Source organism: Bradyrhizobium sp. 164 (genome assembly GCF_023073715.1).
In the GTDB taxonomy this organism is placed as follows: Bacteria; Pseudomonadota; Alphaproteobacteria; order Rhizobiales; family Xanthobacteraceae; genus Bradyrhizobium.
Map to the genome: position 1 here is coordinate 63098 of NZ_JADPKA010000066.1, position 12295 is coordinate 75392.

The following is a 12295-nucleotide window of genomic DNA, read 5'->3' on the forward strand; positions in this document are numbered from 1 at the left end:
CACAGATTCCCCAACGTTTTGAGCTTCAAATAAATCGGAGCCGGCCGCAAGTCCAAAGCTGCAACAATCGACCGCAGGTCAATTTCTTTAGGCTTCAAATAACTGGCGCGCCGCTTGCATGCGCTGCTGCCCGCAGGATGCGAAGTCTTGAGCTCGGCTTGCCGCGGCGGCCATCATCGGCATAAGCTTGGATTGGAGTACGCGGCTTGCAGCGCAAGCCGATGGTCATGAAGGACAGATCATGAAGACGCAAATGACCTTGGCCGCAGCCGCCATGCTGCTCGGCACCGCGATGAGCCCTGCCCTCGCCCAGGAGAAAATCAAGCTCGGCGTGGTCGTAACTCTGTCGGGACCTGCCGCTGCGCTGGGCCAGCAAGTCCGTGACGGCTTTGCGCTCGCGATCAAGGATCTCGGCGGCAAGATGGGCGGCCGCGATGTCGAGGTGATCGTCGCAGACGACGAATTGAAGCCGGATGCGGCGGTGACCAAGGTGAAAGGCCTGCTCGAGCGCGACAAGGTCGACTTTGTGGTCGGCCCGATCTTCTCCAACATCCTCCAGGCGATCCACCGGCCCATTACAGAATCGAAAACCTTCCTGATCAGCCCCAATGCCGGTCCGTCGACGTTTGCCGGCAAGGACTGCAATCCGTTCTTCTATGTGACGTCCTATCAGAACGATCAGGTCCACGAGATCCTTGGCAAGGTCGCGCAGGATCGCGGCTATAAGCGCATGTACCTGATGGTCCCGAACTATCAGGCCGGCAAGGATTCGGTGGCGGGCTTCAAGCTCGATTACAAGGGCGAGATCGTCGAGGAATCCTACATGCCGCTGAACACGCTGGACTTTCAGCCGGAGCTTTCCAAGATTTCCTCGCACAAGCCCGACGCGCTGTTCACGTTCATGCCGGGCGGTCTCGGCGTCAACCTCGTCAAGCAGTACCGGCAGGCAGGGCTGGCCGATACCATCCCGGTGCTCTCGGCCTTTACGGTGGATGAATCCACCTTGCCGGCGCAGCAGGACGCGGCCGTCGGCATGTTCGGCGGCGCGAACTGGGCGCCCAATCTCGACAATCCGCAGAACAGGAAGTTCGTTGCCGCCTATGAGGCCGCCTACAACAGCGTGCCCGGCACCTACGCCTTCCAGGCCTATGACGCCGCCATGCTGATCAACAGCGCGATCAAGGCCGTGAAGGGCGACCTCTCCAACAAGGAGGCAGTCGCCGCCGCCTTGAAGAAAGCCGATTTTACCTCGCTCCGCGGCGCCTTCAAATTCAACACCAACGGCTATCCGATCCAGGATTTCTACCTGACCAAGGTCGCCAAGCGTCCGGACGGCAAGTTCCAGACCGAAATCGTGCAGAAGGTCTTCGAGAATTACGGCGACCGCTACGCCAAGGACTGCAAGGCGGCGAACTAAGGCATGATCCGGAAAAGTGCGCAGCGGTTTTCCGAAAAGATCATGCTCAACCATAACCTAAAACCGTATCGCGTTACGGGAGGACTGCAATGAAGAGCGAAATCACCGGCATCACTCGGGCCAATGAGGGCATCCAGGGCATTTCCTGGAACATCCTTGGCCAGACCTATGTGCCGAAGAGCTACGCCGAAAACAGCTTCTCCTGGCATGCGACATTGCCGCCGGGCACGTTCGTGCCGCCGCACATTCACCCCGATCAGGATGAGTATCTGTACATGCTGGAGGGCAAGCTCGATTTCATGCTCGGCAATTCGGAGGCGCAGGCGACCGCGGGCGACCTGATCCGCCTCGGCATGGGCGTGCCGCACGGCATCTTCAACAAGTCGGAGCAGACCGCAAAGGTGCTGTTCTGGGTGTCGCCGAGCCGCAAGCTGTTCGATCTGTTCTGGGGGCTTCACAACATGAAGGAGCAGAAGCCCGAGGACGTGGTGGCGATGGCCGCCGAGTTCAACATCCACTTCCTGCCGCCGCCGCCCGGCGGCTAGCCGGGTCTTTTAAGCGCGCACCGCCGCAAGTCCCGGCACTGCGGCGAAGCCTGCCTTGGTGGCGTAGCCACGCACGATCGCTTCGCGCTGGGAATAGCTCAGGACGTTCTCGACATTGTCGAAACCATCAGGCGCAAGCTGCTCGACGGCGTCGATGACGCCTTCGGGACCGCCGCGCCGGTTGGAGCGGACGATCTCCGCCGTCATCGGCAGACGCTTCTTCTCGTACTCGACCAGCGCCTGGCGCGGATGCTCGGCGCGCACCAGTGCATCGGCAAGGCAACGCGCATCGAGGATCGCCTGCGAGGCGCCGTTCGAGCCAACCGGATACATCGGATGCGCGGCGTCGCCGAGCAGCGTGACGCGCCCGGACGACCAATAGGGCAAGGGATCGCGGTCGCAGGTCGGATATTCGTAGAATTCGGGCGTCGCCGAGATCAGGCTCTTCACGTCGATGTAGGGGACCGAGAAGCGCGCGACATGCGGCATCAGCTCCTCGCGGCGGCCCGGCCGCGACCAGTCTTCTTTCCGCGGTGGGGGTGCATTGCCTTCGCCCACCTTGACCAGCACCGCCCAGTTGGTGAGCCGGCTCGCCGGGCTTGATCCTTCCGCTATCGGATAGATCACCACCTTGGCGTTGAGACCGCCGGCCACGATCATGGATTTGCCGGTGAGGAACAGCGGCCAGTCGCGGGCGCCGCGCCACAGCATCAGGCCGTTCCAGCACGGCGGCCCCTCATTCGGGAACAGCGTGTCGCGGACGCGCGAATGGATGCCGTCGGCACCGATCAGGATATCGCCGCGCGCGGTGTGGACATGGGCGCCGACCCGATCGAAGAAATAAGCGGTGACGCCGCCCTCGTCCTGCGTGAAAGCGCCGAGCCGGCGGCCGGTGTGAATCGCTTGCTGCCCGAGCCGCTCCTCGACGGCGCGATGAATGACGCCCTGAAGGCGGCCGCGATGGATCGAGAATTGCGGCACGTCGTGGCCGGCGTCGATGCCGCGGGCTTCGCGCCAGACCTCCTGGCCGTGGCGATTGAGATAATAGAGCTGATCGGTGCGGATCGCCACCTCGTCGAGCTTCTGCAACAGGCCGAGCCCCGCCAACTCGCGCATGGCATGCGGCAGCGTGTTGATCCCGACGCCGAGCTCGCGAATGGTGTCGGCCTGCTCGAAGATCTCACAATCCAGGCCTCGCGAGCGCAGCATCAATGCCGTGGTGAGACCGCCGATACCGCCACCGACGATAATCGCCTTCATCGCCCTCACTCCACTCGAAACACAGGCAATGGGTCAAGGTCGCACGGGCGGTCACTCCGCCGCAAGCGGCTTTGTCGCCTCCGCCTTGAGCTCGGCCCGGGTCTTGGGCTTAGCCTTAATTCTCAGCTCCTCGAGGTCCTCCCGGTCGCGAACGCTGTTGCGGAAAATCTGATCTTTTCCGGGCAGATATTGCGGCGGGCAGAACACGTCGTTTGCCCCGTACCAGGCTGCCGCCTTCATGGTGAAGAACGGGTCGACAAGATGCGGACGGCCGAGCGCGACGAGATCCGCCCGGCCGGCGGCCAAAATGGTGTTGGCCTGATCCGCCGTCGTAATGTTGCCGACGCACATGGTGGCCACGCGCGCCTCGTTGCGGACCTGGTCCGAAAAGGGCGTCTGGAACATGCGCCCGTAGACCGGCTGTGCGTCGCGCACGGTCTGGCCGGTCGAGACGTCGACGAGATCGACACCAGCCTCCGCAAAGGCGCGCGCGATGGCGACGGCATCATCGCCAGTGATGCCGCCATCAGCCCAGTCGGTTGCGGAGATGCGCACCGACATCGGCTTGTGCGACGGCCATGTCGCGCGTAGCGCCTCGAAGATCTCGAGCGGGAAACGCAGACGGTTGGCGAGCGAGCCGCCATAGTCGTCCGAGCGGGTGTTCGTGAGCGGCGAGATGAAGCTCGCGAGCAGATAGCCGTGGGCACAGTGCAATTCGAGCATGTCGAAGCCGCAGCGCTCGCCGCGCTCGGCCGCCACGACGAAAGCGTCCCTCACCGCATTCATGCCGGCACGATCGAGCTCGCGCGGCACCTGACTGTCGGGGAAATAGGGCAGCGGCGATGCCGAACAGACCTCCCAACCGCCCTGCTCCAGCGGCCGGTCCATGCCGTCCCACATCAATTTGGTCGCGCCCTTGCGGCCGGCGTGGCCCACTTGCAGGCAAATTTTCGCGGCCGAATTGCCGTGGACGAAATCCACGATGCGCCGCCACGCGGCTTCCTGCTCGTCATTCCAGAGGCCGGCGCAGCCGGGCGTAATCCGGGCATCGCGGCCCACACAGGTCATCTCGGTGAAGATCAGCCCGGCGCCGCCGATCGCACGCGAGCCGTAATGCACCAGGTGGAAGTCGGTCGGCACGCCTTCCTTGGCCGAATACATGCACATCGGCGATACCACGGCGCGATTGGCAACCTCCATCTCGCGCAAGCGGAAGGGTTGGAACAGCGGCACGCTCGGGTTGTCGATGTCGACATCGAAGCCGCTGCTGCGCACCTGCCTGGCGAACGTTTTTTCGACCTCGGCCACGAAATCCGGCGCGCGGAGCTTGAGGTTGTCGTAGGTGATTGCCTTCGAGCGAGTCATGACGCCGAAGGCGAATTGCACGGGATCAAAATCCCAGAAGCGGTCGACGTGCTCGAACCAGACCAAGGAGACGTCCGCGGCATGCTGCGTCTTTTCGACCTCCTCGCGGCGGCCGTTCTCATACTCCGCCAGCGCCGCCTCGATGCTGGGCGCCTTCTCCATCGCTTCGGCCAGCGCGATGGCGTCTTCCATCGCGAGCTTGGTGCCCGAGCCGATGGAGAAATGGGCGCTCGCCTTGGCGTCGCCGAGCAGGACCATGTTGTCCTTGACCCAGCGCTTGCTGCGGATCATCGGGAAGTTGCGCCACATCGAGCGGTTGGTCAGCAGCTTGTGCCCATCGAGGAACCAGCCGAAGATCTCCGCCATCCGCGCGGCGGACTGAGCCTCGTCCAGCCCCATCAGCCCGGCGCGCGCAAACGTCTGCGGATCAGTCTCAAAAATCCAGGTCGAATGCCCGGCCTCATACTGATAGGCATGGGCGATGAATGGCCCCCACTCGGTTTCCTGGAAGATAAAGGTGAAGGCATCGAGCGGCCTTGTCGAGCCCATCCAGGCGAACTTGTTGGAGCGGACGTCGACCTCGGGCTGGAAGTGATCGACGTATTTCTCGCGGAAGCGGCTGTTGATGCCGTCCGCGAGCAGGATGAGATCGACATCGGCGAAACGGGATTCGTCGTCGATATCCACTTCGAAATGCAGGGAGACGCCGAGCTCGCGTGCCCGCTCCTGAAGAATCAGCAGCAGCTTCTGCCGTGAGCAGCCGCAAAAGCCGTTGCCGCCGACCCGGTGCACCGTGCCGCGGAAATGCACGGCAATGTCGTCCCAATAGGCGAATTCCTGAGTGATGCGGCGGTAGCTCGGAAGATCGTGCTTCTCGAAATTGTCCAGCGTGGCGTCGGAGAACACGACGCCAAAGCCGAAAGTGTCATCGGCTCGATTGCGCTCATACACCGTGACTTCGGCGCCTGGGCGCTGCTTCTTGAGCAGGATCGCAGCGTAGAGACCCGCAGGTCCGCCACCGATGATCGCGATTTTCATGGGAGCCTCGCCAATTCACCTGCAAACTATTTTAAGCCTAAAATAATTTCGCGCAAGCCCCCGTCGCTGGTCTGGCCCCCGTACAGACGGTTATCCTAGTCGCCCCTGAAGACCGGCTTCACCTTGTTGGCGAAAGCCTCGAAGGCGCGCTCGAAATCGGCCGTCGTCATGCACAACGCCTGCGCGACGGCTTCCGCCTCGATCGCCTCTTCCACCGACATCGCCCATTCCATCGCCAGCATCCGCTTGGTCATGGTGTTGGCGAAGGTCGGCCCTTCCGCGACCTGCTTGGCCAGCAATTGCGCCTGGGGCAGCACCTGCTCGGGCGTAACGAGGCGGCTGAAAAAGCCCCAGCGCTCGCCCTCCTCCGCGGTCATGAACCGGCCGGTGTAGAGCAGTTCGGAGGCGCGTGACTGACCGATGATCCGCGGCAGGATCGCGCAGGCGCCCATGTCGCAGCCGGCAAGGCCAACCTTATTAAACAGGAACGCGACCTTTGTGCCACTCGCCGCGAGGCGCATGTCCGACGCCATGGCGATGATCGCCCCAGCGCCGGCGCAGATGCCCTCGACGGCAGCCACGATCGGCTGCGGGCAGGCGCGCATCGCCTTGACGAGGTCGCCGGTCATGCGCGTGAAGGCCGTCAGCCCCTTGGTGTCCATCTTCACGAGCGGGCCGATGATCTCGAACACGTCGCCACCAGACGAGAAATTACCGCCAGCGCCGGTGACGACGATGGCCTTGACCGCGTCGTCGAACGCGCAGGCGCGAAAGAAATCGGTCAGTTCCCGATAGCTTTCGAAGGTGAGCGGATTCTTTCGTTCGGGGCGATTGAGCGTAACCGTCGCAACACCGTCGACCACCGCCAGCAGGAAATGCTGCGGCGAGTAATCTGCAAGCGGTATGGTGACGGGATTGGCTGGTCTGCTCATGCGATCTCCTCAGCTTCCTTGTTCCGCGCCTGCGCCACACACGCTAGATTTCACCGCCCGCAACCGCGATCGCCTGCCCGGTGATCGCGCCGGCACCCTCGCCACACAGCCACAGCACGGCATCGGCCACCTCTTGAGGCGTGATCAGCCTTCCTTGCGGATTATGTTTGGCGAGCTCGGCAATCGCCTGCTCGCGGGTTCTGCCGGTCTTCGCCATGATGTTTTCGATACTGCCGGCGACGAGATCGGTGTCGGTGAAGCCGGGACACACTGCATTCACGGTCACATTGCTTCCGGCCATCTCGAGAGCGAGCGAACGCACGAGACCGACCACGGCGTGCTTGGCCGCGGCGTAGGCGCTGACATAGGCATAGCCCTTGAGCCCGGCCGTGGACGCAACTGCGACAATGCGGCCATAGGGACGGTCTTTCATGCCCGGTAATACACCGCGGATGGCATGGACCACGCCCATGAAATTGACATCCATCATGCGGCTGAACAGAGCGCTGTCCGACTTCGCGAATGGCGCGGATTCAGCACTGCCTGCGTTGGCAACCAGGATGTCGATCGGCTTGCGCGTACTCGCCTCAAGGATGGCGGTCTTCAATGAGGCTTCATCAGAGACGTCGGCAACAGCCGCGAAATGCGCGGCGCCTGCGTTGACGGCCTCTGCAAGAGTCGCGGCATTCCGACCGAGCACGGTCACGGTCGCGCCGGCACTGACGAGCGAGACCGCGATGGCACGGCCGATGCCGCGACCGCCGCCGGTCACCAGCGCGTGCGGCGAATGCGGCAATCCGGACATGCGCTGGCTCCCTGAGATGCTGATCGTTCCCTGGATATATTTTAACCTTCAAATTTTTGCAACGAAAGCGCCGATTGACGATCGGGAACGGCCGCACGGCGATCGGCCCGAAAATTGCTTTAAGTATAAAATTATCCCTTTCCATCGCCCGCGAGCCTGTTAGCATCATAGAGCCAAGCAAAAGGATGTCGCGTGTCGCGGCCAGTGCCAATGATAACAAAGGACGGACGCTTCGCCTACGAAGCCGCGGGCGATCCGGTCGCGACACCTTTGATTTTCCTGCATGGCATTGGCGGCGCGGCGAGAGCCTGGCGGCACCAGCTCGCCACATTCGGCAACCGCTTCCACGCGATCGCATGGGACATGCCGGGCTATGGCGGATCGGCGCCGCTCGCCAGCGTCAGCATCGCTGCCCTGGCGGATGCACTCAAGCAATTCATCGAGCAGCTCGGCGCAAGCAGGCCCATTCTGGTCGGCCATTCGATCGGCGGCATGATCGTCCAGAAGTGGCTGGTGCAGTCGCCGAAACTGGCGCGCGCGGTGGTCCTGGCGCAGACCAGCCCGGCCTTCGGCAAGGCTGACGGCGATTGGCAGAGATCCTTTATCGCAGCGCGGCTCGGGCCGCTCGATCGTGGGGAGACCATGATGTCGCTGGCGCCTTCGTTGGTGAATGAGCTTGTCGGCGACGATCCCGATCCAAAGGGAATGGAGCTCGCCCGCGAATGCATGGCAAACGTGCCTGAAGCCAGTTATCGCGCCATGATGCTGGCTCTAATCGGTTTCGATCAGCGCAGCACGCTCAGGGATATTTCGGTCCCGACGCTGCTGCTCTCCGGCTCAAAGGACAACAACGCGCCGGCGCCGATGATGGCGAAGACGGCGACCTTTATTCCTGGAGCTGAATATGTCGAGCTCGCTGGCGTGGGCCATCTCGCCAATCTCGAACGCCCCGATATCTTCAACGAAGCGCTCGGCCGATTCCTGAAGTCTCTCGCGACCAAAGCCTAAGGTGATTGCGCCATGACCATGCAAGTCGGCAAGAATATCGGCGCAAGCGACAAGGCCGTGCTCGATGCTCCAATCTTCGATCCTGTCGCATACCGCCTCAGTGACGAGCAGGCCGGCATCATCGCGCGCGCCCGCGAGATCGGCCAGAGCGTGTTCGCCGGCCGCGCTGCGACCTACGATCGCGAGGCGACCTTCCCGACTGAGAATTATCGCGATCTGCATCGCATCGGCCTGCTCGGTATTGCCATCCCCAAGAAGCACGGCGGCCTCGGCGCGAACTACCAGACTTATGCCTTGGCGGCGGCCGAGATCGGCCGGTACTGCGGCGCGACCGCGCTGACCTGGAACATGCATGTGTGCTCGACGCTGTGGTCGGGCCCGCTGGCCGACGATCTCGACATGGACGCGGACACCCGCGCCGCGCACGAGCGGCGGCGCGCGGTCCATTACAAGCGCATCGTCGAGGACGGCGCGATCTACTCGCAGCCGTTCTCGGAAGGTGGTGCGGCGGCGGCGGGCGGTGTCGCTTTCGGCACGGAAGCAAGGCCGGTCGAGGGCGGCTGGATCGTCAACGGCAAGAAGATCTTTGCATCGCTCTCCGGTCATGCCGATTATTACGGCGTGCTCTGCACCGAGATCGAGGAAGGCGGGAAGGCATCGCGCCGCAATACGCTTTATCTGGCTATTTCTGCCAAATCGGAAGGCGTCTCGGTCGTTGGTGACTGGGATCCGCTTGGCATGCGTGGCACCGTCTCGCGGACGCTTCTGTTCACGGACGTGTTCGTGCCGGAGGATTCTGCGCTGATGCCGCGCGGCGTCTATTTTCAGGCCGCAATGCGCTGGCCGCACATGTTCCTGACGCTGTCTCCGACCTACATGGGCCTGGCGCAAGCCGCTTATGATTTCACCGTACGTTATCTACGCGGCGCGGTGCCGGGCATGCCGCCGGTCAAACGCCGGATGTACCCGACCAAGCAGATCGCCGTCGCTCAGATGCAGATCAAGCTAGAGCAGATCAAGGCAATCTGGTTCCAGGCCGTGACCGAAGCCCGCGCCAATCCAAGCAAGGAACAGGTGCTGCGCGCCTACGCCGCACAATATTCGGTGATGGAGGGCGCAAATGAGCTCGCCGCGCTCGCAATCCGCACCTGCGGCGGTCAGGCCATGCTGCGGTCGCTGCCGCTGGAGCGGATCTACCGCGACAGCCGCTGCGGTTCGCTGATGCTGCCCTGGACCGCCGAGCTCTGCCTCGACCGGATCGGACGCGAGGCGCTGTACGAGGCCGGCGAGACGGACGACTGACGGTGGACCTCTGTAGTCTGATCGACCGCAACGCGGCGTTCGCGCCAGACAAGACGGCCATTGCCTTCGAAGGGGAACGGCTGAGCTATGCCGCATTCGCCGCGCGCATCGAACGGACCGCAACTGCTTTGAAGCGGGAACTCGGCGTCGGCCGCGGCGACCGCGTCGCGATCCTGAGCCTGAACCGGCCGGACTACCTGGTTCTGCTCTACGCTTGTGCGCGGCTCGGGGCGATGCTGGTGCCGCTGAACTGGCGGCTGGCGGTCGCCGAGCAGCTGTTCATTCTGAGCGATGCCGGCGCCAAGGTCCTGGTGCTCGAGCAGGCATTTGAGGGAGTGCTTGGCGAACTTGGGCGGACTGCGCCAGGGACATCGGTGGTCGGCCTCGACTTCACGCCGCCTCGCGGCACGACATTCGAAGATCTGCTGGCTCGCAGCCCGGGCAGCGGCCGCAATCCGAACGCCGATCTCTCCTGCCCGCTCCTCATCGTCTACACGTCAGGAACGACCGGACGCCCGAAGGGCGCGGTGCTGCGACAAGAGGCGCTGTTCTGGAACGGCGTCATGAGCCAACACATGCACAACATGACGTCGGACGACCACGTGCTGACCGTGCTGCCGTTCTTCCACGTCGGCGGCCTCAATATCCAGACAACGCCGGCGCTGCAGTTGGGCGCAACCGTCACGATCCACGCCCGCTTCACGCCGGATACAGCGCTCGTGGCGATCGAACGCGAGCGGCCGACGCTGACCGTGATGGTGCCGGCGATCATCCAGGCCGTGAGCGAGCATCCCGCCTGGACGACGGCCGATCTCTCGTCACTCAAGGCCGTCGCCACGGGCTCGACGATCGTGCCGCCGCACTTGATCGACCGTTTCGTCGCGCGGGGCGTTCCCGTGCTTCAGGTCTACGGCTCGACGGAAACCTGCCCCATCGCCATCTACACCCGCCTCGGCGGTGACCTCTCGAGAGTGGGATCGACCGGACTGGCCGGCCTGTGCTGCGAGGCAAAGATGGTCGATCAGGCCGGAGTCGAGGTGCCGGCCGGCACACCGGGCGAAATCGCGGTGCGCGGCGCCAACGTGTTCTTCGAATATTGGGGCAATGCGGACGCCACACGTGATGCGCTGCACGACGGCTGGTATCGCACCGGAGATATCGGCTTCTGCGATGCGGACGGCTATTTCTGGGTGCGCGACCGCAAGAAGAACCTGATCATTTCCGGCGGCGAGAATGTCTATCCAGCTGAGGTCGAGCGCGTCCTGCTCGAACATCCCGATGTCAGCGAATGCGCCGTGATCGGCCGGCCGGACCCGCGCTGGGACGAAGTCCCCATCGCTTATGTCATCCGGCGATCCGGCTCGCATCTCGAAGCGGATGAGCTCAGAGCGTACATCCAGGCACAGCTCGCGCGATTCAAAGTTCCACGCGATATCGTCTTCGTCACCGACCTGCCGCGCACGGCACTCGGCAAGGTGCAGCATTTCTTGCTGAAGCAGCTCGATTCGCAATCGCGCGCGCAAGGAGAAGGATCTTGAAGATTGCGGTTCTGGGTGGGGGAAACGGCTCTTTTGCGGCCGCGGGCGATTTTGCGCTGGCGGGGAACGAGGTCCGGCTCTGGCGCCGCGATGCCGATCAGGTCGCAGCGCATCGCGCCGTCGGCTCGCGCATTCTGGTCAAGGATCATAACGGCCGCCACGACGTGGAGCTCGCGCTGGTCACGGCCGACATCGCCGAAGCCGTCAACGGCGTCGAGCTGATCCTCTGCCCCGCGCCCGCCTTCGCGCAGCCGGATATTGCCCGTCAGCTCGCCCCGCATCTGCAGGACGGCCAGGTTATTTTTCTGCCGCCGGCGACATTCGGCTCGATGATATTCGCCCAAGCCGCCCGAGATGCCGGTATCCATGCCGAGGTGAGCTTTGCCGAGACCGGGACGTTGCCCTGGCTGACCCGCAAGCATGGACCATTCGAGGTCGCAATCACGATCCGTGCCAAGCGACTGCCCGTCGGCGTATTCCCGCTCGATCAGGCCGCACATGCGCTCGAAGTCATTGGACGCGCTTTTCCGGGCGTGATCGAACCGTGCGGAGATGCGCTGTCCGGCGCGCTGATGAATGCAGGGCCTATCATCCATCCGCCGTTGATCGTGATGAACGCCGGCCCGATCGAACATTTCGAGCGCTGGGACATTCACAAGGAAGGCACGCAAGCCGCGATCCGCCGGGTCACCGACGCGCTCGACGCGGAACGCATCGCGGTGCGCGAGGTGCTCGGTTACGGCGCGCCGCATTTCCCGCTGGCTCATCACTATGCGATGGAAGGCGAGATTTGGATGTATGGCCGCGGCTCGCACGACCGGCTGACCGATTCCGGCGACTGGCGCGAACGGATCGTGCTGACCGAGCACCGCTACATGCGAGAGGATCTGCGGCTCGGGCTGTCGTTGCTGGTCTCCGTCGCCGCCTTGGCTAGCGTGGCCACACCGCTGGCCAAAGCGTTCCTCGCGATCGGCGGTGCGATCTGCGGCGAGGATTTTGCGCGAGAGGGCCGAACGCTCGAGACGCTGAGGCTCGGCAATCTCAACAAGGCTGAATTGCAGACGCTGCTTCGCAATGGATTCTGA

General features: G+C 63.4%; 10 protein-coding genes. 6 read left to right on the forward strand and 4 right to left on the reverse strand.

Annotation, left to right across the window (positions count from 1 at the left end; genetic code table 11):
• Window positions 1–241 precede the first annotated feature (241 nt).
• Together IVB01_RS20390 and IVB01_RS20395 are read left to right on the forward strand one after the other, a co-directional pair.
• On the forward strand, window positions 242–1417 hold the full coding sequence (locus IVB01_RS20390; RefSeq protein ID WP_247280607.1) for an ABC transporter substrate-binding protein: 1176 nt from the start codon (window positions 242–244) through the stop codon (window positions 1415–1417).
• Window positions 1418–1506: 89 nt separating this feature from the next.
• Window positions 1507–1962, forward strand: coding sequence for a cupin domain-containing protein (locus IVB01_RS20395; protein WP_080136282.1), 456 nt, complete (start codon window positions 1507–1509; stop codon window positions 1960–1962).
• A gap of 9 nt (window positions 1963–1971) precedes the next feature.
• Here the strand turns inward: IVB01_RS20395 and IVB01_RS20400 are convergent, their stop codons facing one another.
• The 4 genes from IVB01_RS20400 to IVB01_RS20415 all read right to left on the reverse strand — a co-directional run bounded on the left by IVB01_RS20400 (window position 1972) and on the right by IVB01_RS20415 (window position 7362).
• Window positions 1972–3222 carry a flavin-dependent oxidoreductase gene (locus IVB01_RS20400; protein WP_247280606.1) on the reverse strand — a complete coding sequence of 417 codons (1251 nt, stop codon included), beginning with the start codon at window positions 3220–3222 and terminating at the stop codon, window positions 1972–1974.
• A gap of 51 nt (window positions 3223–3273) precedes the next feature.
• Window positions 3274–5625 (reverse strand): bifunctional salicylyl-CoA 5-hydroxylase/oxidoreductase, encoded by a 2352-nt coding sequence (locus IVB01_RS20405; protein WP_247280605.1) that lies wholly within the window; start codon window positions 5623–5625, stop codon window positions 3274–3276.
• A gap of 95 nt (window positions 5626–5720) precedes the next feature.
• Entirely contained in the window at window positions 5721–6557 is an 837-nt protein-coding gene (locus tag IVB01_RS20410) for an enoyl-CoA hydratase family protein (RefSeq protein ID WP_247280604.1), read from the reverse strand.
• A gap of 43 nt (window positions 6558–6600) precedes the next feature.
• Window positions 6601–7362: an SDR family oxidoreductase gene (locus tag IVB01_RS20415; RefSeq protein WP_247280603.1), complete on the reverse strand. Its 762-nt coding sequence runs from the start codon at window positions 7360–7362 to the stop codon at window positions 6601–6603.
• Between the two features lie 210 nt (window positions 7363–7572).
• Here IVB01_RS20415 and IVB01_RS20420 point away from each other — a divergent pair, with 210 nt between their 5' ends.
• The 4 genes from IVB01_RS20420 to IVB01_RS20435 are packed head-to-tail and all read left to right on the forward strand — an operon-like array spanning window position 7573 to window position 12295.
• Complete coding sequence (locus tag IVB01_RS20420; RefSeq protein WP_247280602.1) at window positions 7573–8370, forward strand: alpha/beta fold hydrolase; 798 nt, start codon at window positions 7573–7575, stop codon at window positions 8368–8370.
• Window positions 8371–8382: 12 nt separating this feature from the next.
• Complete coding sequence (locus tag IVB01_RS20425) at window positions 8383–9672, forward strand: acyl-CoA dehydrogenase family protein (RefSeq protein WP_247280601.1); 1290 nt, start codon at window positions 8383–8385, stop codon at window positions 9670–9672.
• Between the two features lie 2 nt (window positions 9673–9674).
• Window positions 9675–11210, forward strand: coding sequence for a long-chain-fatty-acid--CoA ligase (locus IVB01_RS20430; RefSeq protein ID WP_247280600.1), 1536 nt, complete (start codon window positions 9675–9677; stop codon window positions 11208–11210).
• Window positions 11207–12295, forward strand: coding sequence for an NAD/NADP-dependent octopine/nopaline dehydrogenase family protein (locus IVB01_RS20435; RefSeq protein WP_247494824.1), 1089 nt, complete (start codon window positions 11207–11209; stop codon window positions 12293–12295). The genes IVB01_RS20430 and IVB01_RS20435 overlap by 4 nt, the downstream gene beginning before the upstream one ends.